Source organism: Cohnella cholangitidis, from assembly GCF_014107495.1.
GTDB lineage: Bacteria > Bacillota > Bacilli > Paenibacillales > Paenibacillaceae > Cohnella > Cohnella cholangitidis.
In genome coordinates this window covers 649,056-671,442 of the sequence record NZ_CP041969.1, presented here as the reverse complement: position 1 = coordinate 671,442, position 22,387 = coordinate 649,056, and the positions used below count along the sequence as shown (strand labels likewise).

Below are 22,387 nucleotides of genomic sequence, written 5' to 3'. Positions count from 1 at the left end.
ACACAAAAGTAACGCTCCTTATAAAGGTCTGAACGAAAAAATGGTGAAATGTCGGAAAGCGCCGACAAAATTTGACCGATATTAGAACCCATTCCAATTAAAAAAATGATAAAGATTTAATTTTTTCAGTAACTTTTCAGCAAGACGGCTCGTTATAATCAATGAAGAGATTGGTAAGGGAGGAAATGGTATGCTGTCATGGTTGGGCCGAGGTTCCACAGCGGAGAAAAACGACGAACGAACGGAGGCCCCGGTAGAGGAAACGGCTAGCAAAGCATCCGTGAGCGAATCGCTGCTCACCGTTCGCAACGTGGAACGATCATTCGACGTCGGCAGCCAGAAAATCCGCGTTCTGAAAGGAATTAACCTAAGCTTGTATCCATCGCAGCTTGTTATGCTTAGGGGACGTTCGGGCTCAGGCAAGACGACGCTGATGAATTTAATGGGAGGGCTGGATACGCCTACAGAAGGCGAGATTCACTTCAAGAATCGCCCTTTCCATAAATGGGATGACGATAAGCGCACGGAAGTGCGTCGCAAGGATATCGGGTTCATTTTCCAAGCGTATGCTTTGATGCCTCTCTTGTCCGCTTACGAGAATGTCGAATTGTCGCTCCGGATGGCGAATACCCCGCGATCGGAGTGGAAGTCGAGAATCACGTCATGCCTTGATCTGGTCGGATTATCGAAGAGGATGCACCATCGTCCTTACGAGTTGTCCGGGGGAGAGCAGCAGAGGGTGGCCATCGCCAAGGCGATCGCCCATAAGCCCAGCCTGTTGTTGGCGGATGAGCCGACGGCGGAATTGGACAGCCAGATGGCTGCGCAGGTTATGCAGGTATTCAAAGAAATCGTGGCGACCGAGAACGTGTCAATCTGTATGACGACACACGATCCTACAATTATGGAGGTAGCAGATCATGTCTATGAAATGGTGGACGGCGTATTCGTCGACAAAACAGCGGAAAACAATTAAGAATAGAAGCCTTAAGAGCGCTAGCTTGTTAGCCGCGCTTGCATTATCCGTTGCGATATCGGGATGCAGCTTGCTTCCGAGCGAGCCGGAGGAAGAAGATCTATCGGCAATCGAGCTGCCGAAAATTTCGGAGAAGCCGAAGTACGACGTGGAGACGAAGACGTTGGAGTCGACGGCGCAAGGCTCGGGGAAAATCATGTCTACTCAAGAGAAATCATTGTATTTTACTTTAGAAGGAAAAAGGCTCAAGAAACTATACATAAAAACGGGCGACAAGGTCGAAGCGGGACAAACGATCGCCGAGCTTGACGTCGACGATTTGAAGAAAAGCTTGACGAGGGAAAAGCTGGCGTTCAAACGCAGCGAGCTCGATATGAAGAAGCTGCTTCGCGATAAAGACACGATGGATGCGATCGAATACGAAACGCAGATGCTCACGTTCGAAGAGACGCGCCAAGGATTAGTGGACAAACAAGACGAAATCGATAAAGCGGTGCTTACCGCCCCGTTCTCCGGAACCGTCGTCTCGTTGTCGGTCCAAGAGGGCGATCAGATCAAAGCGTACGATACGATCTGCATCGTCGCGAATCCGAGCAGTTTGATCGTTGCGGCCGACCTCTCCAAAGACGATCTGGCGAAGATCGCCTTAGGCATGGAAGTGCGGGTGGACATTAACAACGCGGGTCAGGTTAAAGGCAAAGTTAAGCAATTGCCCGTACCTTCCTCCGACAACCAGAACGGGGGCAACGGTTCCGGCGGCAAAGCCGTCGAGAGCGTAAACGATTACCTGTTGATCGACGTCGAGAAATTGCCTAAGACGGTCAATAGGGGAACTCCGTTGTCCGTTGCCGTTATCGTTAACCGCAAAGAAAATGCCGTAGTTATCCCGTTGGCGGCGTTGCGTACGATCGGAGCGCGTACTTACGTGCAGGTCGTGGAAGACGACGGCAGCAAACGCGAAGTAGATGTGGAAGTCGGACAACAAACGTCGACCGATGCGGAAATTTTGAACGGATTGACGCCGGGACAGAAAGTCGTAGGACGTTAATCGATGAACGCGCTTATTCGGTTTCTCTTTCGGAAAATGTGGAATACCCGTTGGATGACGCTAAGCACGCTCGCCGGACTGTTTGTCGCCGTTGCTTTTACGACGAGCATTCCGATGTACGCGGACGGCGCGCTCAAGCGAGTCGTATCCCAATCGTTGCAGGATAACAGCGAAGGCTTGCCGGCGGGTTCGATGCTGATTCGCTATCAATCAACCGACGGCAAGACGGATATGGAAGGCTTCCGGAACGTCGATAAGTACATTCAGGAAGACGTAAAGGCAAGCATCGGATTTCCGGTAGAAGTTAGCCAACGCAGCATGATGCTGCGCAGCAGCGAAGTGTATCCGGAAGATCCGACCAAAGTCGATGCCAGCCGTACGCGCAAGCTTACGATTGCCTCATTCGGCGGACTGAAGGAGCAATCGGAGTTAGCCGGCGGCAAATGGTTCGCCGACCGGGCGGAAGCGGATGGAACGATTCAAGCGGTTATGATGGAAGAAGCGATGTTCCGCAGCGACTTGCATGTCGGGGACGTGCTCTTTTATCCCGTGCCGGGCAACTCGAACCTGACTCTAAGAGTTCAGATCGTCGGTTCCTTCAAAGCTCTCGACGAGAGCAGCCCTTATTGGTATCAAGGGATGGAAGGGCTGATGAACAATCTGTATGTCGCGGAACCCGCCTTTTCGGAGGATTTAGTCGGAAAGCACAATATTCCGATCCAGATGGCAGGCTGGTACTCCGCTTACGATTTGCGGGAGATCAAGACTAGCCAACTATCTCCGCTGACGAGCAAGCTCAACCGCGTAGACATCGAAGTGTACAAGAGGTTAAAAGACACTCGTCTGGAGCTCAGCTTCGCGGATATGCTTAGCGATTTCCGCCGAGACAGCATCCAGTTGCAGACGATGCTGTTTACGCTCGCGGCGCCGATGATCGCGATGGTGTTTTACTTCATCACGATGAATACGCAGCAAGCGCTCGAGAAGCAACGCTCCGATATCGCCGTATTGAGAAGCCGCGGAGCGAGCACAAGGCAAGTATTCATGTTATTCCTGCTTGAAGGTACGCTGCTCGGCATTGTGGCCCTGCTGATCGGACCGCTCTTCGGATGGTTCATGGCGAAGAGTATCGGATCGGCGAGCGGCTTCTTGCAATTCGTGGACCGCAAAGCGATCCCGGTCGGGTTCTCTATGGATGGCGTATTGGCGGGAGTAGCGGCGGTTATCGTCGCGATCGCGGCAACTGTCATTCCCGCGCTGATCTTTACGCGAACTTCGATTGTCGATTACAAACGGCAGATGGCTCGGGGAGACCGTAAGCCTTTCTGGCAAAAATGGTACATCGATGTCGTGCTGCTAGGCGTTGCTGGCTACGGTTGGTATTTGTTCAACGAACGCCAGATGGTATCTTTCAAGACCGGCATGACGACCGATCAGTTAAACGTACAGCCATTCCTGTTCTTTGTTCCGGCGTTAAGCATCTTCGCTGCGGGACTCGTATTCTTGAGACTATTCCCGCTCTTGCTTAAGCTGTTCAACCTGATTTGGAAAAGGATATTGCCGGTTCCGTTTTACTTGACGCTTACCCAACTGTCCCGTTCCGCTAAATCCTATTATCCGTTAATGATTTTGCTTATTCTGACACTCGGGCTAGGCGTATACAATTCTTCGGCGGCCCGGACGATCGGACTGAATTCGGAAGAGCGGATCATGTACAAATACGGTGCGGACGTCGTCGTCCAAACGGTATGGGAAGGAAATCCGGAGTTCAAGCAGCCGACACAATCCCAAGGCGGAGGAAGCGGCGGAGGTTCCGGCGGTGGCAGTGGCGGCGGTGGCGGCGGTCAAGGCTCGCGCCCGACGCCGACGAAGTACAATTACAATGAACCTCCGTTTGAAGTGTTCCGTTCGCTGCCGGGAGTCGAACATGCCGCTAGGGTATTGCAAACGAAGAACAGCCTAACGATTTCCGGCAAGACGGCAGGCCAGACGATGATTATGGGAATCGACAACGTCGATTTCGCCCGCGTAGGCTGGTTGCGCAAAGATATGTACGATACGAATCCTTACAAGTATCTTGCTTGGTTAGGTCAAGTGCCTGAGGGAGCTTTTATCTCTTCCAACGTGGCTAAGAAATTCGACCTAAAGCGAGGAGATCGCGTTCAGACGGTCATTCAAGAGCAATCGATCGAGTTCATTATTCTTGACGTCATCCCGTACTGGCCGAGCCAGTATCCGGATCAAACGCCGTTCCTTATCGCGAACTTGGATTACATCTACGATCAAGTGCCGCTCATTCCTTACGATGTTTGGCTGAAGATGGACCCCGAGGCGAAGGTGGCGGACATTATACCTGCGCTTCAGGACAAGGGAATAGAGATCGCTTCGATCAATAGCATGAGAAGCGAGCTCGCGACTCAGAGCAAGCATCCGGCCAGAGGCGGCGTATTCGGTATTCTGAGCTTGGGATTCATGGTTACGATTATCGTATCTTTATCGGGTTACATTTTATTCTGGTTTTTCAATCTGTCGCGCAGGGTCGTGCAGATCGGAATATTGCGGGCGATGGGATTATCCCGCAAGCAACTGACCGGGATGCTTCTATTAGAGCAAATATTCACGGCCGGTCTATCCATCGGTCTAGGAATCGGGATCGGAAAGCTGGCGAGTATTCTGTTCCTGCCGTTCCTGCAGACGACGGAAAACTCCACGAACCAGGTTCCGCCGTTCAGGGTCGTATTCGAAGCAACGGATACGATGAGGCTCTACATCGTCGTAGCCGTTATGATGACGATCGGGGTCGCGTTGCTGATTACCCATATTAGGCGACTCAAGGTTCATCAGGCCGTGAAGCTAGGAGAGGAGCGATAATCCGATGATTCAGTGCGAAGGTCTCGTCAAAATATACAAAGCCGATGATTTGGAGGTCGTAGCTCTTCAGGGACTTAATTTGTCCGTCAAACCTGGAGAAATGATGGCCATTATCGGAAACAGCGGAAGCGGGAAGTCGACCCTCCTGAACATCTTGGGAGGGCTTGATCGCCCCTCCGCGGGCCAAGTGCAAGTCGGGCCTTGGAATCTGCTTAAGGTCAACGATGAGGACTTGGTGAAATACAAGCGCGATACGGTCGGATTCATCTGGCAGAACAACGCCCGGAATCTATTGCCCTTCTTGACCGCGCTCGAGAACGTCGAAATGCCGATGATGTTCTCCGGCAAGCTGGATCGCGCGTACGCCAAGCAACTATTGGAGTGGGTTGGGCTGAAGGATCGGATGCACAACAAACTCCAGCAGCTCTCCGGCGGCGAGCAGCAACGGGTGGCGATCGCGATCTCGCTGTCGAATCGCCCGCAGCTGCTGCTGGCCGATGAGCCTACTGGATCGGTGGATTCCCGTACATCCGATATCATTATGGATATTTTTCGGCGTTTCAATCGGGAATTGGGCCTTACGATCGTTATCGTTACGCATGATCTATCGCTTGCGGGCAAGGTCGATCGGGTTGTCGCCATTCGCGACGGCTTGACGAGCACGGAGTTCATTAAACGAAATCCGAACCTCGACTTATCTTTGCCGTTATCGGAAGGCCAGACCGCCGAGGAGGTTCACGAGGCTTACGTTGTCGTGGATCGGGTAGGGCGATTGCAAATTCCTAAGGAATATTTACAAGCGTTAACGATCGGCGACAAAGCCAGCATGGAATTCGATGGCGATAAGATCGTCATCACCAAACCGAAATCATTAGAGGAGGATGAATCCGCATGAGTCCAAGATCAAAGAACGTTCGCAAGTGGGTACTAAGCGGTTTGACTTTATCATTATTAGTTCCTACATTAGCGGCTTGTAACACGGACAAAGGCAAGGAGTCCGAGACGCGTCATACGCTTCGCGTCGGCACGATGTACGGCAGCAAACAAGACGAAACGTGGTTCCGTCAGCAATTCACGGACATTTTCGAATTCACCCATTCCAACATCGATATCGAGGTCGTACCGGCGATCGATTATTCCGAAATGCAATTCGAGGATCAATCGAAACAGCAAGAACAGCCGGACCCGCTGGAGAAAGTCAAAGCGATCATGACGGGCTCCAATCCGGTAGACGTTATGATTTTCGATATGAGCATGCTCAGCCAATTGGCTAACGAAAATATGCTCAAACAACTTGACCCGCTGATGAAAGAAGACAAAATGGATACGAGCGAGTACGTGCCTGCAGTCATCGATGGCATCAAGGACGCCGGCAATGGTTTCTTATACGCCCTAACGCCGACCTTCTCGCCGTCCGCGCTTTATTACAACAAGAAGATTTTCACCAAAGCAGGCGTCGAATTCCCGCAAGACGGCATGAGTTGGGACCAAATCTTCACGTTGGCTAAACGTTTGAAATCCGGCAGCGGCAAAGACGCGATCTTCGGCTTCTCCTTCAATCAATGGGGAGCGGGAGATAGCTATTGGGACGTACAGAACTATGCCGCGCCGCTTCAATTGAGAATGTTCGACGAAAAAGGCGAGACGATGACGGTGAATACCCCGCAGTGGGAATCGGTATGGAAGACGGTATCCGATCTGTACAAAGACCATGTCACTCCGCGTCAGGAAGACATGCAGTACGAGCAGCCGCAAGGCGAGAAAGTACAATATAACCCGTTCCAAGGAAGATTGTTCCTTAACGGGCGGGTGGCCATGTCGGTTGGCAGCTATGATCTGATCAATGAAATCCAACAAATGAACGACAATAGCGACAAACTGAAAATTGAGAAGCTCGACTGGGATGTCGTTACGATGCCTTACCATGTCGGATACGAGAATATCGGCGGAAACGTCTATTTAAGCTCCTTATCCGGTATTAACGCTAAAGCCGCCAATCCGGAAGACGCATGGGAATTCGTGAAGTTCATGAACGGCAAAGAGTGGGCGAAGCTGAAATCCCGCAGCACGTATGAATTGTCCGCCCGTAAAGAATTCGTAAAAGTGCGCGACGGCATGAGCTACAATGTGGAGGCATTCACGAAGATGAAGCCGGCTCCGCAGCTTAACTCGTCGCTTAAAGATCAGAAATTATATCGCGAGAAGCCGAACCTGCAAATGGTGTCCGAACTAGGCAACAGAGCTTACTCCGAACTCATTCAAGGCAAGAAGACGGTTAAGGAAGCCCTGACGCAATGGGAGACGAAGGGGAACGACCTCTTGCAGAAAATCAAGCTGAATCCGAAAGGCGAGATCCAAGGGATATTCGACGAAGCGGGGATCCCTCCGGAAAAGAGAGCCATTATGGAAGCAGCCGGCGAAGTAGTCGTCGACTAATCGTTCGAAGCGATCCATCCCGCGAGGGATGGGTCTTTTTTTATTTGAAATTATGGAAACGCGGACTCAAAATGGTTAAACCCGCACATGCTAAGTTCATCTCCAGACTACATCCTACAATCGGAGGGAATCACATGAAATGGATATACTGGTCTAGGTTATACGACAGCAAATTTCAAGCGGGATGTTTGGTCCAACGAATGGAACATGACAGCTGGGTGTTCGGTGTGGACGTGCCTCAGGAAATCGAAGTGTTCCGCTCCCGGAAAGGGAAGTATGGCGTTCGTTATTTGCCCTAGTCCCGTAATAACACTCTAAACGCGGTATTGGCAATCTTTGCCCACCTATGCTAAGCTGATTCCTAGGATCAAGGAGACGGAGGGACAGCTATGCGCAGAATGCCATTATCGGCAGATACGGCCGTTAAGCTCGCACAATATATGAAGGTACCATTGGAGCATCTCATGCACATGCCGCAGCATATTTTGTTACAGAAGCTGGCGGAAATGGCCAAAGCGCAGACGCCCGAAACGGAGAAACATTTGGAAACGGAAGAAAAGAAAAGTGAATAAAGTTCTTGACGTTAAGGTGTCCGATATAGTATATTATTACTTGTCGCCAATAATTGCATGATGACAAAAATGACGCGGGGTGGAGCAGCCCGGTAGCTCGTCGGGCTCATAACCCGAAGGCCGCAGGTTCAAATCCTGCCCCCGCAACCAACCTTTTCTCTGGACCGAGACGGGGGCCTTTAGCTCAGTTGGTTAGAGCGGTCGGCTCATAACCGATTGGTCGGGGGTTCGAGTCCCTCAAGGCCCACCAAGTGAATAACTTACCTGCCTTAATTATTATTAACCCTTACTATGGACATGTTCCTAACGACATCGTTCAATATGCCGGGGTGGCGGAATTGGCAGACGCACAGGACTTAAAATCCTGCGGTAGGTGACTACCGTACCGGTTCGACCCCGGTCCTCGGCACCACATCTTAAATTAAAGATCCTTTTTCGTACTATCTGTATTTCGGGTAGGAACGAAAGAGGTTTTTTGTTTTAAAATAACGATCGGTTTTACCTGATATTTTTACCAAGAATCTTGTGGTATATTGTTTAATAAATCTTGATTAAGTCGATTCTTGAGAAGATATGAGGAGAGAAAACAATACGATGTCTAAGAAACGAACGATTGCAATGCTGATTGCTCTAATGATTATCATGACCATGATCCCGACCGTGAATGCCGCCTCGAAAATGAATAAACAACAAGCTGTGAACTCTGCAAGCGCCAGCTTTATGAAAGAATATAAGTTAGGCACGAACGACCTCGCCACACCTCTCATTTATGATCTGAATAATGACGGTAAAGATGAGATTATTTTGTCTACGGCAAAGAACGAGATGGTCGAAGCAGATCTTTACATAGGGATATACAATTTATCGAATGGCAAGAAGATTACAACTAGACATGATCAGGACACGAGCGGTATTCCTTTTGAAATTCGCAAAATCAAGAACAAGACTTATAAGAACAACATCGCAATAATCTCTCATGGTACCACGGGATTTGGGGCCTTTGAGGTTGAGGTTCTAACTTTACGCAACGGTAAACTAACGAAAGTAGCGGCCATTGAAGTGGGTGGCGGCGGTGAAGGCGACATTATCGCCGATACCAACAAGGATGGATATCATGAGATTGTCGGGTTAAAAGTCGAGCCTGGATCTGGCGAAGCGACTGCTATTACCTTTAGATGGGATGAATCAAAGAAGAAGTATATCCAGTCTAAATCAAATGGAGCCGGCGAGGTTCAACGAAAAACCAGCTATTGGACCCAGTCGGGTACTTCTTCATTTTTGCAAGTTCTTATTGCGGGGGAAACTATGCAATTCAGCTACTGCGCAAACGGCGAAGTAAAACATATCCCCTTTACCGTGAAAGAAGATAACGGCAACGTGATCAAGGTGACTGGGATTGGAGAAGATGGCGAGGACGAGGGTTCGTTGACGCTGACGGTTAAGAATAACTCGCTGCAGTACAGCATTAACTCGCAAAATATTGTTCTTAAAAAGGCGACAAAGAAAGATTTTTATTCATGCGCCGGTATTGATATCAGTAAGAAAAACCACGAATATGCGTTTGGCGGCGTAGCTATCGGGGATTCGGAGCAATACATGTTAAACACGTTCGATGAATCTTTGACGAAAGACTCAAGGAGCGGCTCTACTGTATACCACGGTTCTTTAGCGGATTTGTATGTCTCGAACGGCAAGGTGCAAGCCATCATTTCAGATCAAAGCAACTACATGCTTATGAGCGGGATAGGCGTAGGAAGCACGTTGGAACAGGTTTTAAATATCTATGGCGATCTAGAGTTTCGTAGATGGGAAGATTCTAATGTTATATCAGCTAAAACGAAGGACGGAATGATTGTAAGCTTTAATTTTGGAATGCATTCGGGAGGTTTAGTTTCCGATGACTCCATAGTTGGATTAGCTCTATACGATGAGAAGTTTTTTAAGGTACTTTACGCGGAAAGCTACGAGGATAAGATGAAGAAGAGTTCCAAGATAAGCAAAGCCGGACCACGATTGTGATCCGGCCCGACAGCTTGTAAATGGCGGCTCTCTGTCAGTATGGTTTCACGTCAGCCAACATGAACCAACCTGATTATTTCCTCTTTTCAATATAGTTTAACAATGAAATGAGGAACACGCCAAAAGCGAAGACGACTGAGAAAGCTTGGAAGACGTCCATTAACAGCCTCCTCCTTTCGAATTGAGCTGTCCGCCATTTTACAAGCTGCAAGTTGATCATATAACGAATTGGTTATTATTGGAAGATGAAGAGGGACTATTTTTCCTATCTAATTCGACACCTATCTTTAGCTAAATGACGATATAATAGAACAAAGAGGTGGGTCGAATGGAGACAAGCGTACGGACGACGTTGCGCAACGATTGGGGAAAGCTGCTTCGGGAAGAGCATGACAAACCGTACTTTCAAGATTTGCTCGAGAAAGTCGAAGCGCAATACAGGGAACATATCGTGTACCCGCCGAGGAATGACATCTACCGGGCCATGGAATTAACGGATTATGAGGAGGTCAAAGTCGTTATTCTCGGCCAGGATCCTTACCACGGGCCGAATCAGGCGCATGGCTTGAGCTTCTCGGTACAGCCGGGCGTAAAGCTGCCTCCTTCGTTAAGGAATATATATAAGGAACTGAAGGATGACATCGGCTGTCCCATTCCCAATCACGGATATCTGGAGCACTGGGCACGGCAGGGTGTGCTTTTACTGAACAGCGTTCTCACGGTCCGGGAGAGTATGGCTAATTCGCATCGGAAGCTAGGATGGGAGACTTATACCGACAAGATCATCAGTCTATTGAACGAGAGGGAGACTCCGGTAGCGTTCGTCCTATGGGGCAACCATGCGCAAGAGAAGGGGCGATACATCGATTCGTCGAGACATTTCGTGTTGAATTCGGTGCATCCTAGTCCGCTGTCGGCGCATGGAGGGTTCTGGGGCAGCAAGCCGTTCTCGCAATGCAATGCGTTTCTCAGACAATGCGGGCGCGGCGAGATCGATTGGCGCATTCCGGAGTTGGAAGAGACGGCGCTATTGTTTGATCTTTAAAACGAAACGGATGGACCTCGCAAGGAGATCCATCCGTTTTTTTTGCGTAGGCGATCGATTAACCGGGAAACGGAGCGGTAGGCTGAACGTCCCCAATCACTGCTTTATAGCTCGACGGGATATAAGTGACGGCTTTTAACTCCGTAATCATTTGAATGTACATTTTATCTGGATCGGGTTCAACGGCTCTATAGCTGATAACGGCTTCTCCTTTAACGAATTGAATGTTAGTAATCTCAAGGCCGTATCCCGGATGCGGAGCGTTCACGGAAAGCGTCACGCGCGTTACGGCATCCGATTCTTTCGAAATAGTGAGCTTAGCGTCGCTAAGCACGGAGACGCTTGGAGCTGCGACCGGCGGCGTATCCTTGATGAACTTCGCCGTTCGTTTGACCATTGCCGTAGCTTCCGCGTAAGTAATCTGTCTTGCAGGGTAAAACTTCTGTTTGCCGTCCAAGGAGACGACCTTGGCGATCAGAAGTTTCTGAATGCTGTCCATATACCCGTTCGTGACTTGATTCTCGTCGGCGAAAGTTCGATAAATCTCGATCCAGGCGTACTCGCCTTTATGGCTTAAGGCCCCGAACAACCATTTAGCGAACTGCTCCCGCGTCACTTTGGCCGAGGGGTTAATGTCCTTCGGCAGCTCAAGCCCATTGAATTGGGCGATGATGAAGTCTCCGGCGTAAGTAGCGTTGTCTTTAACCTTCGTGTAATAATCGCTTGCTTTAGGTTCTTTAATGAAACGGATGTTATCGATGTTCAAATTCAAGCCTTTTATGATCAAGGATACGGCGGTTGCTGCGCTGATGCTGTTTTTGGGATGATCTTTGATGGTGACGATTTTATTTTTGGCAAATACGGAACCGCTAGCGGTCGTACAAAATATCGCAACGAACAACAGCAACAGCAGCGGCTTCTTCAGATAATGGCTCATTATAATTCCCTCCAGTTTCTAGTATGCATCATTTCCCAATGGGTACCCCCTAGACGACAGAGGTTCGGAAAAGGTTGCGCATATTCAAAAATGGACAAAAAAACCGGAAAGCTCATTAGAGCTTTCCGGGACATTCGGGGAGAGGATTAGTATCCTGCTCTAAGGATAATGACCAACAGGACGAAGAGGACAAGCGCGATAGCCGTAGCCGAACCTCCGCCAGTTACAGGATAACTCATGCAATCACCGCCAAATAGGTTATTATGATTGTTCATCACCCATTTAGCTTATGTCAAGATCCCGATTGGGACAGTACATTAGCACATCCGATTGCATTTTCCGCTGTCGCACAGGCAACGGATTTCGGCTAGGCTATAAAGCGCGATTCAGGATGGTTGTCCTATCTATTCGAATAACTCGTCCATTAGGCTATTGATCTCTTTTTTGCGATTTGCGGTCTCAATCCTATCGATGCGGATTTCTCCGTTATCGATAATTACCGAGTCGCCAACCTTTGCGTTCCGCGGCAAGGAAGCCTTGGGAAAGTCCCTGGTGGACCCGCCGACCTCAATGACTACGATATCGTTCTCAAACCGATCTATGATTCCCCGTTCCATTATTTCACCTTTACGAAAGAGATTTTTTTGCCATCGCTGACCGCTGTGACGGTTCCGTTCAGATCCGTTCTAAAGGTCGTTACTTTGGCGGACTTAAGCCTGTTTAGTATCGTCGCGGCAGGGTGTCCGTAATTATTCTTGCCAACGCTGATAATCGCAAACTTAGGCGAGACGGCTTTCAGCAAAGCCGGGCTCGTAGAGGATACGGAGCCGTGGTGACCTGTCTTCAGCACGTCCGCTTTAAGCGATAACTTCGCGGCGATCATGTCGTTCTCGGCTTTTTTCTCAGCATCCCCGGTAAACAGAAACGTATTCTCTCCGTATGTAAGATGAAGAACGGCGCTCCAGTCGTTCAAATCGTCGCCATATTGCTTAACCGGCCCAACGAAGGTCGCCGTAACGTCCTTCAGGGGCAATTTCACGCCGGCTTTCGCTTCCTTAATCGTGAGCCCTTCTTTTTTAACCGCAAGCAGGAAATCCTTAAACGTATTTGTCGTATGCGAGACTTTGGGAGCGTAAACTGCTTTGACCTTGAATTTGTCCAATACGACGTCAAGTCCGCCGGCGTGGTCTTCATCGGGATGGGTGGAAATCAAAATTTCGAGATCGTCTACTCCCAATTGCTTCAGATAATTAACGACGGCCGCGCCGGCTTCGTTCTTGCCCGCATCAATCAAAATATCGTCCCCGGCAGCCGTTTTAATATAAGTGGCGTCGCCTTGGCCGACATTGAGGAAATAGACCGATAGCTTATCTTTGGCCGGCGGTTTTATTTTGTCCGCTTTAATGCCGGAAGCTTCCGGTTCGTCAGGCGAAGTCGGACCCAAAGGCGATGTAGGAGCAGTGGGCACCTTCGGATCTGAAGGCGTCTTCGTTTTGATCGTGCCATCGCTATTGTGGTAATGGTATTCGCCGTCTTTGAGCCCCCACTTGGCGCAGTCCGTTCGACACGTATGACCGCCATTGGAATCCGTTCTGCCGGGGTGCGCCATGGAAACGTTCGTGCTGAGTAGAAGTGTTGCAATAGTAAGTAGCGTAAGGCTGATTTTGCGCATGGGAGTTCTTCTCCTCGAAAAGTTAAGATGAAATTAAGTTTACATTGATTACCGGGGAATACAAGGAAATATTTATCAGATTATTATTTGTAAGAATGATAGGGTTAACATTCGTCTTCGATTTGTGTTACGATTTGGGCAATGTTGGAAAGGGGATTAGAGAATGAAAGGTATGGCTTGGTTGGCGGCAGCGTTACTCATCATGGCAGGATGCAGCGGAAGAGCCTCCGAGTTTAAGGCGGACACCTTTTCGAAGGATGATCTGTGCATTGTTGAATCCGGCGGCTCGCGCGCGAAGATTTGTTATGGGGACAGCCGATCGGAGGTCGAGAAGGCGCTTGGACAAGGCAAGGATACGGGGGCTTTAGGCTACGTATACGATAACGGAGTGACCGTCATGTACCGAGACGATGCAGCCGCCGGTATCCTGTTGAAGGAGGAATCGGCCGGCAAGTTCAAGACGGTGCGGGGAGCTTCGATTTCCGATTCGAAAAGCAGCATTAAACGGTTATACGGAGAAAAAGTCGCGCTCGATGCAACGGAGCATAACCTAGATTATATTTACGATTCCCGTGCGGATAGATTTTTTGACGGAGGTCCGAACGATCCGCGGCAAACGATGGAAGATAGCGTGGATACATACATCCTCTCGGCATTATTTAATGAAGACGGATACGCAACCTTACTCATGGTAATAGATCGGCGTATGGCTGTTTATTTTAAATAGAACCAGAAGCAAGACAGGCAAACCCCCTGCTTATGCAGCAGGGGGTTCCGTCATTATCGGCTTATCTGAAGTTGTTCGCTTGGCCTGCCAATTGCTCTTCGGCTATTTGCACTAGACGGCGGGTAATGTTGCCTCCGATCCGGCCGGCATCTCTGGAAAGCAAATCTCCATGGTAACCGTCTTTCGGGAAATTGATGCCAAGCTCTTGAGCAGCTTCGTATTTCATTTGATCGAGGGCTGCGCGGGCTTGTTGAACGACTAGCTGGTTTGAGCTGCCGCTGTTGTTGTTTGCCATTATGTATCACCTCCACGATTTACCACGTATTATGCTTCATGGGTTTTCCTCTTATGCAGGATCTTCCGATAATCGACCATTTTTCTTCCCGTCCCTCATTCTCGACAGAGGGATTTATATCCTTCGTTCTGTTTCAAATCCTGAAAATCGTTTTGGATTGCCGGATCTTCGGACATTTCGGGTGCATCGCCGTCGGATCGTCCCGGAACATCGCTGCGGTCTTGCGGGGCAATCGGCGGATCGAGGAACTGATTGTTTTCGGTCATTCGCGCGGCTCCTTGCATTGGATTTCATTGCCGTGTTAGTCATTTGCTAAGGGAATTTTTTATTCGGAATGCCGGCTGAAGCAAAATGAAAAACGTTCAGAACCTTGGCTAAGCAAGATTCTGAACGTATTTGGATGTTATAGTTTGAGCCATTTCAGCCAATCCGCGTTGACTTTTTCGAAACTTCCGTAGGTTTCCTGAAAAGCTTCTTCCATCGACGATTTACGGCTCGCGAGGAAGGATTCATATTTTTTGCTTCCGTATTGCTCATGCAGAAACGCAGTGAACAGAAATCCGCCGACATATTCGGTCTGTACGGATATAGAGTCATTGCGTACGGTAATATGATTTTGCGGCTTATTCAGAACGATCGGTTTCCAATAGTCTAATTTCTGCTTATAAGAGTCGCCGTCTTTGTACGCGAAGTATTCGGCCAATCCCTCTACGATCCAATTCGGTTGATTTTCCGGGAACCAACCTGGGATTTTTCGATATTGTTCTTGGACGATATGTTGCGGGCTATGAATATATTCATGAATAAACAATTTGAAAATATAGCTGTCGTCATATTTCCATCCTTCCATCGTGCAACAAGCGGTTTGATACGCCGAAGGAGAAATGACATGGATTTCGCTGGTCAGGGCATTCGCGGAACCTTTTCCGAGATTGTATACGTTGCCTTCGGAGACTTGATCAGTCGCTTTAGGATGCAAGTAAATATAGATGGGGAAATACTCGTTATTAAGCGCTGTGTCTACTTGCGGGAATATGCTCTTGAATTCCCGGATGGCCACTTCACGGGCATGATCGAAGATTTCGGCAACCTTTTCTACGTCCTGCTTATATTGTTCGGTATAGAAGAGGGTGTAATATTTGGAACGATATTCGATCCAGCCCTCCGCCTCGTTGCTTGTCGCTTGAAGCGTGTTTACGCGTTCTTTCAATTGCGTTACCTGAGCTTCCAATTTCGAGATCTTAGCGTTCAATTGCTGAATCTTCGGATCTTCTTGAGTTTTCTTGTTACTTGTGAAAACAAGCTCGTTCTTTTTCGGATCGAATGCATTTTTGGCGTCGAGCAATTGAGAGACCAAATCTACCGCTATGTAGGAAGCGCCATTCTGATTCACTAGAGCGGGTACTAATTTTTGCCTACCTGATATTTGCCGCTCTTCATTGTAATCGAGAACCCGTTGAGCGAGACTTTCAGATTAGATGCGGCACTGGCCATTGTGGCAAAGCAGCAAAAAACTAAACATACGAGCGCGATCTTTAGTTTGAGTTTGGGCAGTTTCACTTCGCAATCCTCCTTATGGTTAACATTGCCATTATAGGATGGTACCCGATGGAGAGGAAGGTGAATAACTGGTAAAAGTGGATACAAGGAGGAAGAATCAAAAAAGGAGTCACATAAAGTGACCCTAAGGAGGAAAAAAGGTTATGAAGAAAAGTGCAAAAGAGATTCTTTTGCAAGTTCCTCTACATCAAATGATATACGAATCGTATATCATTTTCATTAGGTGATTGGTGGGAGCGATATGTTGTAACTGAACCCATAATGAATTAGCCCGCTGGCTTTAGCTAGCGGGATTTTAATATGGGCAAATCATAACCTCTCTTCTAGCTCATATCTGCTGTGGAGGGTTTTTATGCGGAGGCGTTTGGAATTCATTTTCCATTATCTCCTGCAGGTTGTCGGACTGTTCGGGGGCATCAGCCATATCAGCTGCAAGCTCCGCTACTTGTTCATCATAAGTGTGATTTTCTAGATCATCGAGATTTCTTTCGGTCATTGGTAGTTCTCCTTTACATGGATTTCATTACCAATGAATCATTTGCATAAGGTTTGCTTTTTATTCACATAAATCGTGAACCTTAGAACAGCCGAACATGCCGGGAGGCATTTAAACTTTTAATTTATCAAAGCAACGATTATTAACAATATACAGAGACGTAATTCATCTTTGCTCGTTTATTGAAGGGGTTATTTAACGAACCAATAGTTTCATTTGAGATATAGTATTTAGGAGTGGTTCTAATTACTTATAGATGCAGAAAATAAATGACACAACACGACAGGAGGTACACATAGAAGTGAGTCTATAGGAGGGGATAAAGCGATTGAAATCGCAAATTTCATTATGGATAGTATGGAATGAATCGCATTAAAATGGTAGAATCAGGACGTTTGGTGGAGTTGTAAAAATAATAACAAAAGTGCGGCCACTTTAACAAAAGAAGCAGAAACTAGTATCGGCGATTGATGTAGTGTGGACGCTATGATCATGATAACAGGGGGAAGAAATGTTGAAAAAGTCTCTATCTATAATGATGTTTTCTATCTTCGTCTTGATTTATGCGAATGTAGAAACGATGCAAGCGGCTAGTGAAGCTAAATGGAACAGAACTTCTAACAATGCCGTCACAAGCGGAAATGTAAAAAAGGCAGTATCGCTATTGAAAGAAAAAAAGCTATTGCAAGACGTGACCATGATTCCAGAAGAAGCACTCACCTCCATGGCCAAGTACTATGGCGGTTCCTATTATTTGAAAGCCACATTCAAACGTTATGAGGCTGTGACCAAAAATTCAACTCTGTACAAGCAGGGAATTCGGTATAAATTCTACTTCACTTCTGACTTCAAGGATTTTGTTGTTTTTTCAACATCTGAAAACCTTCCTGTTAAGAAAGAAGAATTAAAAGCTGATTCTTCGATGATAATCACTGGTTATTTTATTGGAAAGGAAATCATCGATCACCCAGTGGATGCTGCATCAAAGAAATTATTAGCGGAATATATATTGGAAATGTCGGGTTCAAAGAACAAAGCTTTATTAAGAAAATATCTTGCAGACGGCAAGATCGATAAAAACGAAGCATCGCATTTGAATTTGTCTGATTCTCTTCTCGCTGCCACTATAGTCACGCAACTGAACGCGATGAAAGGAAAGACAGAAGAATCCTTTGCTCTTGTTTCAAACTCTGCCAATATTCATCCACTGAATTATGACATACTTGGAAAAATCAAATTTAAGAACAATTTTGAGAATGATTTCTTCGTGGTCGATAGGTATATTGCTTTCGCACTAGACTTCTATTATATGGACACTGGATTGACGAGAAAGACAACCCAAAAAGATGTAGATGGCTTCTTTAATAGTTACGGCAAAGCTCTTGGAAAAATCGAATGGTTTCAAAAGAAATATCCTGATAAATGGGCGACTGCCAAGACAAAGTGGGTTAGCTTAGGTATTTATGAAGGAATTGATAAGAAGTTGGCGTATCTTGAGGAAGCACGGAAGTGGTACGTTGATACTGCTATAACAAAGAGGTTTTCTTATCCGGCTAAATATGATAATTCTCTTGTAAACAATGAATCTTCACCGAAAGTCGATAAGTATGAAGATTTTCCAGCGAAATATAAAGAATTCTTGGATCGATACGACTCCCTTGAAAAAGATTTTGTGCTCAATAATTTCGAGCCGACTTCTATGACTGATTCTCTCTATAATCTGAAAAATGAATATACAGGGTGGTATTACGGGGACGAAATTGATTATACCAAACTAGATAATTCTGACAAACGTATACGAAATGGTTTAAAACAGCTTTTAGTTGATATTGATTCTCTTCAGGAAAAGTACCTTGACTACCTTAATTCTCTAGATGACGAGTCTCTATATGACGAGTATTTGAGAGCATCATGGATTTTTAGTGGAGGTTATTAACTATTCAAGGAGAATCGACATGATTCCAAATACGATAGCAGAACTAGACCGTCTGAGAAAAGAGTGCAAATCGATGGTAAATAAACGAGCTACAGCTTCGGCAGCCGCAGCATCTTGACCAGAACATGGGGAAAGATTGATTTCTAGTCTTCAGTGATCCAAACAAAAACAAAAGAACCCTTGAATATCAAGGGTTCTGAGCTTTAGATTATGGTGATCTGAACAGGGATCGAACCTGTGACCCCCACCCTGTCAAGATGGTGCTCTCCCAGCTGAGCTATCAGATCATATTTTTAACGGCGACAAGGAATATAATATCAAGATACAGCAGCAAAGTCAATTCATTTCCGAAAACTTTTTTGCAAATTTCACGCCAAGCTTTAGAGGCGAAAATTTTCGCGAAAAAGGGATGTTTCTCGTTCGGCCGACGTACTAATGTAACAGCGTTAATCGGCGGGAGGAACGGAGAATGAGGGATGCGGCTTTGCTCGCGGTGTGGCTGATAGGGCTGTTCGGTTTGATTGGCTGCGTTATGGCAGCGGTTGCACGCTTCGTTAGGAAAGACTCCATGAAGTACGATAAGCAATTCACCTGGTCGGCCTATCCGAATTGGGAAGGAGAATCGGCTAAGAGAACGGTGACGGACACCAAGCTGGATAATCCGTAATCGAGCGAACCATGCAAAGGGGTGACAACAAAGCCGGTCTCGGCATCGATGTCACCCCTGAACGTATTACTCTTCTTCGTCCCATTTGCGGGAATAAGCTTTCTTGGTGGCCCACAGGACAATCCAGATAAGCAAGACGGCTATGACCGCGCCGAATATAAACGTAGCAAGCAAGAGATAACTTCCTTTCATGCGTGGGTATTACTCTATCATACCGGATTGACCGGCAAAAGTTAACTGATGGATATCGTAAACCCGCTGCTGTTCCACGAACCTCATGGGACCCGTACGGCCTACGAACTCGGGCTGATCGTCTCCGTAGTGCATGAGATAAACGCGTTCTTGGATATGGGAAGGCAGGGTCAACAATTGGGACAGGCACGCATGGACTACGCCGGGAGGGTGAAGCTGGCAGTCATGGAAAATCAGCTGTACTCCCCGTTCTCCGACCAACGAATCCAACAAGTCGGGATCGAACACGGTATCTCCGGAATAGAAGAAGAAATCGTTAAACAGCAACGAGTAGTTGTCTTTATTAGGAATATGATGAGTGGCGATCAGCTCGACTTGCAAGCCCGGCAGAACTTCGTGCTTACTTCCTGCTTGAAGCGGCCTGACATCGAAGTAATCCTCGAGAGTATCGGTCGGTTCCTGTTGGAGTCCGCCCTTCAACGAGTTTTCCCATAGCGTATCGACAAGAGTATCCGCAATGTATAGGATCGGTTTGCGACCGTAAATGTATTTCATTTGAAAAGCGTACTCTTCAATTCCGCCGATGTGGTCGGCGTGAATGTGGGTAAGCAGGACGGCATGCAGGTCGTTAAAGCTGTATCCGAGCTCGTGAAGCGCTTTAGGCCCGGTAATCCCGCAATCCACTAATAGGTTCAGGCCATCGACCGTAAATAGAGCGTTGTTATTATTGAATGCTTTGGCAAAGGCGCTGCCCGTACCTAACATTTGAACTTTCAAATCGATACCCCCTGCACATGGATGCGGTTTCGTTTCAATAATCATTAATGTACCATAATTTACCTCGTTAAGTAAGAAGGATACGGAAAAAACCTCTTCGATCGCTGTGACGCTCTGGGCGGAATTCGCATAGTCTATGGGGAAGTTGTATTCTCCTATGCGCTAGCGAAAGGAAGATTCCGATGTCGAAGGTGAACAAGAAGAAAAAATCGGCCGCGGCGGCGGAGCAGAAGAGGGCACAAATGAAGATCGTGACCTCCGATGTTTGTGCCGTATGCAAAACCCCTTGCAGACAGGGGCTGGATTATTTGGAGCAGATGAAAGCCCCGGGATCCCTTGGGTATGGCGTTCCTTGCGTGTTAACTTTGCCGGGCCGCAAAGCTTAACCCGCCCCCTTAACATGGCGAGAAATCGTTCATTTCCCAGGCAAGCGCAGAGTTCGCCATGAAGTGACATGAAGATTGTTTCATTTTGATTAAAAAAGGTTAAGAAATCATATTTTAAAGCGCAACTTTCCGCCCGGCCGTCGGTATAACCAAGTACAGACGAGGAAGTGAGTCGGTGAAGACGGAGGATGCGAATAATGAAAGTCCGTAAACTTGTGGTATTAACTTTAACTTTTACTTTACTCTGCGGTAGCGTTGCTTATGCGGACTCTGTTACGCAGAAGTTGCGAGTACTGATCAATAAGAAATGGGAAGAGGGAAGCGACGGCGTTATCGTGGATAACAAAACGTATATTTCTTCTCAGCTCATATCCGATAAGCTGCAGGCGATCGTGATCTCGGACGACAGCGACAAGAAAGTCACGATCTACAAGCCTAACGTTCATATGTCTACCGTCCATAAGAGCACGACGTTCAGGGAAGTTCAGAAAGACCAACCCCTTGACTTTAACGTATTCATTACGGTCGACTCGCTTAAAGTCGATATTAGCGCGCTAAAGTTGACGATCGCGGATACTTACGGAGCCGAAACGACGATTTGGACCCAGAAGTCCGGAGATAGCGATTTCCCCGACAAAAAGTATGATTTCGGGCTTACGATTAACGTTAGCTCGTATACATTCGCTCAAGCCGGCCCTTATACGTTGCGCTTTTGGATGAAGCCGGCCGGGGAGTCGGCGTACCAAGTCGTTTCCGAGAAAGTTCTTGCCTCCAAATAATATAACGCCTAAGCCGTCCGACGGTTTAGGCGTTTTTCGTTTGACCCTTGTAAGCGGAAGTGATACGATACGTGAGTAGGTAAAATCAACCGATTGAACGGAGGTTCGCCATGAGCGATCATGTCCACGACGAGAATTGCGAACATGACCACGAAGAAGCCGTATTTATCGTAACGGATGAAGACGGCAATGAGCACGAGATGGTGCTCGTGTACACTTTTGAAACCAATGATCGCGCATATGCCGTTTTATTGGACCGTAACGATCCAGAAGATGACGGCGTTATTTTCCGTGTCGAAGAAGAAGGCGAAGACGAGATTCTCGTCAACATCGAAGACGATCAAGAGTGGGAAACGGTCATGAAGGTATATGAAGAGTTAGCTGCACTGGAGAACGAGAACGGCTAAGCCTTTATCTACCGAGATGATCTTCATTGCTTCAAGAACAGGAGCCGGCATCCTTAGGGACGCCGGCTCCTGTTTCTTATTCTTTATAGGTAAAGTTGTCGCTTAAAGGATTTACTTGCGAGGATTGAAGTAGATCGTACGTCCGTTGAACATTTTCACTTCCGCCTGCAATTGCTTGCCGATCCATTTGCACAGCTCGTTCGCTTTCGATTTGTCTCCATGAGTAGAATCGTTGGGCAGGACGAGTTGGATGTAAGGGATGTTAGTCCCTGCTTCCTCCCGCGTACCGGTTCCGACCACGATGTAGCGATACAGCGGGTTGTTCCCTTTCAGATAGAACCATTGGCCGTTGGCATCGGCTTTCGTCTCGATGCTATAGGGGAAAGCCGCTTCGGCGTAATCCCAACCTAGCTGCTTGCCGGTTAACGTCATTTGCGTCCGATAATGGTTAAGCTGCTCCTTAACGCCGTTCAGATCGATTTCTGCTAAAGCCGAGCCTTGTACGAGAGATATGTAAGCGCTTTGACTCATCGGATCCACCCCCACGCCCATGATAGCATTTCCCAGTTTTGTTGGCAACGGGTACCAT

26 protein-coding genes and 4 tRNA genes are annotated in these 22,387 nt (G+C 47.6%); 18 read left to right on the top strand and 12 right to left on the bottom strand.

The window, feature by feature from the left end; translation table 11 throughout:
- Positions 1-190: 190 nt before the first annotated feature.
- From FPL14_RS03420 to FPL14_RS03370, 11 genes are all read left to right on the top strand, one after another.
- A complete protein-coding gene (locus FPL14_RS03420) occupies positions 191-976 on the top strand; it encodes an ABC transporter ATP-binding protein (RefSeq protein ID WP_182301708.1) in 786 nt (261 codons plus the stop codon).
- The gene (locus FPL14_RS03415) at positions 921-2,024 is read left to right on the top strand and encodes an efflux RND transporter periplasmic adaptor subunit (protein WP_182301707.1); all 1,104 of its coding nucleotides are present in this window, start codon (positions 921-923) and stop codon (positions 2,022-2,024) included. The genes FPL14_RS03420 and FPL14_RS03415 overlap by 56 nt, the downstream gene beginning before the upstream one ends.
- A gap of 3 nt (positions 2,025-2,027) precedes the next feature.
- Positions 2,028-4,895: an ABC transporter permease gene (locus FPL14_RS03410; RefSeq protein WP_182301706.1), complete on the top strand. Its 2,868-nt coding sequence runs from the start codon at positions 2,028-2,030 to the stop codon at positions 4,893-4,895.
- Positions 4,896-4,899: 4 nt separating this feature from the next.
- Positions 4,900-5,790, top strand: a complete 891-nt coding sequence (locus FPL14_RS03405; protein WP_182301705.1) for an ABC transporter ATP-binding protein — start codon at positions 4,900-4,902, stop codon at positions 5,788-5,790.
- Positions 5,787-7,331, top strand: a complete 1,545-nt coding sequence (locus tag FPL14_RS03400) for an ABC transporter substrate-binding protein (protein ID WP_182301704.1) — start codon at positions 5,787-5,789, stop codon at positions 7,329-7,331. Before FPL14_RS03405 ends, FPL14_RS03400 begins: the two co-directional genes overlap by 4 nt.
- Before the next feature lie 134 nt (positions 7,332-7,465).
- On the top strand, positions 7,466-7,630 hold the full coding sequence (locus FPL14_RS03395) for a hypothetical protein (RefSeq protein ID WP_169279842.1): 165 nt from the start codon (positions 7,466-7,468) through the stop codon (positions 7,628-7,630).
- Positions 7,631-7,720: 90 nt separating this feature from the next.
- Positions 7,721-7,903: a YycC family protein gene (locus tag FPL14_RS03390; protein ID WP_182301703.1), complete on the top strand. Its 183-nt coding sequence runs from the start codon at positions 7,721-7,723 to the stop codon at positions 7,901-7,903.
- Positions 7,904-7,976: 73 nt separating this feature from the next.
- Positions 7,977-8,053, top strand: a tRNA-Met gene (locus tag FPL14_RS03385).
- 23 nt (positions 8,054-8,076) lie between these two features.
- Positions 8,077-8,153, top strand: a tRNA-Ile gene (locus tag FPL14_RS03380).
- Between the two features lie 73 nt (positions 8,154-8,226).
- A tRNA-Leu gene (locus FPL14_RS03375) sits at positions 8,227-8,315 on the top strand.
- A gap of 182 nt (positions 8,316-8,497) precedes the next feature.
- A complete protein-coding gene (locus FPL14_RS03370; RefSeq protein ID WP_182301702.1) occupies positions 8,498-9,922 on the top strand; it encodes a hypothetical protein in 1,425 nt (474 codons plus the stop codon).
- 73 nt (positions 9,923-9,995) lie between these two features.
- Here the strand turns inward: FPL14_RS03370 and FPL14_RS30680 are convergent, their stop codons facing one another.
- A complete protein-coding gene (locus tag FPL14_RS30680; protein ID WP_407644658.1) occupies positions 9,996-10,082 on the bottom strand; it encodes a putative holin-like toxin in 87 nt (28 codons plus the stop codon).
- Between the two features lie 168 nt (positions 10,083-10,250).
- Between FPL14_RS30680 and FPL14_RS03365 the strand changes: the two genes are divergently transcribed.
- Positions 10,251-10,967 (top strand): uracil-DNA glycosylase, encoded by a 717-nt coding sequence (locus FPL14_RS03365; protein ID WP_182301701.1) that lies wholly within the window; start codon positions 10,251-10,253, stop codon positions 10,965-10,967.
- Positions 10,968-11,025: 58 nt separating this feature from the next.
- Here the strand turns inward: FPL14_RS03365 and FPL14_RS03360 are convergent, their stop codons facing one another.
- The 4 genes from FPL14_RS03360 to FPL14_RS03345 all read right to left on the bottom strand — a co-directional run bounded on the left by FPL14_RS03360 (position 11,026) and on the right by FPL14_RS03345 (position 13,576).
- The gene (locus FPL14_RS03360) at positions 11,026-11,904 is read right to left on the bottom strand and encodes an S-layer homology domain-containing protein (protein ID WP_182301700.1); all 879 of its coding nucleotides are present in this window, start codon (positions 11,902-11,904) and stop codon (positions 11,026-11,028) included.
- A gap of 146 nt (positions 11,905-12,050) precedes the next feature.
- Positions 12,051-12,143: a sporulation protein YjcZ gene (locus FPL14_RS03355; RefSeq protein ID WP_182301699.1), complete on the bottom strand. Its 93-nt coding sequence runs from the start codon at positions 12,141-12,143 to the stop codon at positions 12,051-12,053.
- 165 nt (positions 12,144-12,308) lie between these two features.
- Entirely contained in the window at positions 12,309-12,521 is a 213-nt protein-coding gene (locus FPL14_RS03350) for a DUF3006 domain-containing protein (RefSeq protein ID WP_182301698.1), read from the bottom strand.
- Positions 12,521-13,576, bottom strand: coding sequence for an MBL fold metallo-hydrolase (locus tag FPL14_RS03345; RefSeq protein WP_182301697.1), 1,056 nt, complete (start codon positions 13,574-13,576; stop codon positions 12,521-12,523). Before FPL14_RS03345 ends, FPL14_RS03350 begins: the two co-directional genes overlap by 1 nt.
- Positions 13,577-13,739: 163 nt before the next feature.
- Between FPL14_RS03345 and FPL14_RS03340 the strand changes: the two genes are divergently transcribed.
- The gene (locus tag FPL14_RS03340; protein WP_182301696.1) at positions 13,740-14,303 is read left to right on the top strand and encodes a hypothetical protein; all 564 of its coding nucleotides are present in this window, start codon (positions 13,740-13,742) and stop codon (positions 14,301-14,303) included.
- A 61-nt stretch (positions 14,304-14,364) separates the two neighbouring features.
- Here the strand turns inward: FPL14_RS03340 and FPL14_RS03335 are convergent, their stop codons facing one another.
- From FPL14_RS03335 to FPL14_RS03320, 4 genes are all read right to left on the bottom strand, one after another.
- Positions 14,365-14,598 (bottom strand): alpha/beta-type small acid-soluble spore protein, encoded by a 234-nt coding sequence (locus tag FPL14_RS03335; protein WP_182301695.1) that lies wholly within the window; start codon positions 14,596-14,598, stop codon positions 14,365-14,367.
- A gap of 95 nt (positions 14,599-14,693) precedes the next feature.
- Complete coding sequence (locus FPL14_RS03330) at positions 14,694-14,864, bottom strand: hypothetical protein (RefSeq protein WP_182301694.1); 171 nt, start codon at positions 14,862-14,864, stop codon at positions 14,694-14,696.
- A gap of 137 nt (positions 14,865-15,001) precedes the next feature.
- Positions 15,002-15,991: a hypothetical protein gene (locus FPL14_RS03325; protein WP_182301693.1), complete on the bottom strand. Its 990-nt coding sequence runs from the start codon at positions 15,989-15,991 to the stop codon at positions 15,002-15,004.
- Between the two features lie 495 nt (positions 15,992-16,486).
- Positions 16,487-16,654, bottom strand: a complete 168-nt coding sequence (locus tag FPL14_RS03320) for a hypothetical protein (protein WP_182301692.1) — start codon at positions 16,652-16,654, stop codon at positions 16,487-16,489.
- 511 nt (positions 16,655-17,165) lie between these two features.
- Here FPL14_RS03320 and FPL14_RS03315 point away from each other — a divergent pair.
- Entirely contained in the window at positions 17,166-18,590 is a 1,425-nt protein-coding gene (locus tag FPL14_RS03315) for a hypothetical protein (RefSeq protein ID WP_182301691.1), read from the top strand.
- Positions 18,591-18,801: 211 nt separating this feature from the next.
- Here the strand turns inward: FPL14_RS03315 and FPL14_RS03310 are convergent.
- Positions 18,802-18,877: transfer RNA gene (locus FPL14_RS03310), tRNA-Val, on the bottom strand.
- Positions 18,878-19,059: 182 nt separating this feature from the next.
- On the opposite strand from FPL14_RS03310, the gene FPL14_RS03305 reads away from it, so the two are divergent.
- Positions 19,060-19,257 carry a hypothetical protein gene (locus FPL14_RS03305; RefSeq protein WP_182301690.1) on the top strand — a complete coding sequence of 66 codons (198 nt, stop codon included), beginning with the start codon at positions 19,060-19,062 and terminating at the stop codon, positions 19,255-19,257.
- A 201-nt stretch (positions 19,258-19,458) separates the two neighbouring features.
- On the opposite strand, the gene FPL14_RS03300 is transcribed toward FPL14_RS03305, so the two are convergent.
- The gene (locus tag FPL14_RS03300) at positions 19,459-20,232 is read right to left on the bottom strand and encodes an MBL fold metallo-hydrolase (RefSeq protein ID WP_182303826.1); all 774 of its coding nucleotides are present in this window, start codon (positions 20,230-20,232) and stop codon (positions 19,459-19,461) included.
- Positions 20,233-20,408: 176 nt separating this feature from the next.
- On the opposite strand from FPL14_RS03300, the gene FPL14_RS03295 reads away from it, so the two are divergent.
- The 3 genes from FPL14_RS03295 to FPL14_RS03285 all read left to right on the top strand — a co-directional run bounded on the left by FPL14_RS03295 (position 20,409) and on the right by FPL14_RS03285 (position 21,798).
- On the top strand, positions 20,409-20,612 hold the full coding sequence (locus FPL14_RS03295; protein ID WP_182301689.1) for a hypothetical protein: 204 nt from the start codon (positions 20,409-20,411) through the stop codon (positions 20,610-20,612).
- 197 nt (positions 20,613-20,809) lie between these two features.
- On the top strand, positions 20,810-21,391 hold the full coding sequence (locus tag FPL14_RS03290; protein ID WP_182301688.1) for a copper amine oxidase: 582 nt from the start codon (positions 20,810-20,812) through the stop codon (positions 21,389-21,391).
- A gap of 110 nt (positions 21,392-21,501) precedes the next feature.
- Entirely contained in the window at positions 21,502-21,798 is a 297-nt protein-coding gene (locus tag FPL14_RS03285; RefSeq protein ID WP_182301687.1) for a DUF1292 domain-containing protein, read from the top strand.
- 111 nt (positions 21,799-21,909) lie between these two features.
- On the opposite strand, the gene FPL14_RS03280 is transcribed toward FPL14_RS03285, so the two are convergent.
- Entirely contained in the window at positions 21,910-22,329 is a 420-nt protein-coding gene (locus FPL14_RS03280) for a DUF1885 family protein (protein WP_182301686.1), read from the bottom strand.
- Between the last annotated feature and the right edge of the window lie 58 nt (positions 22,330-22,387).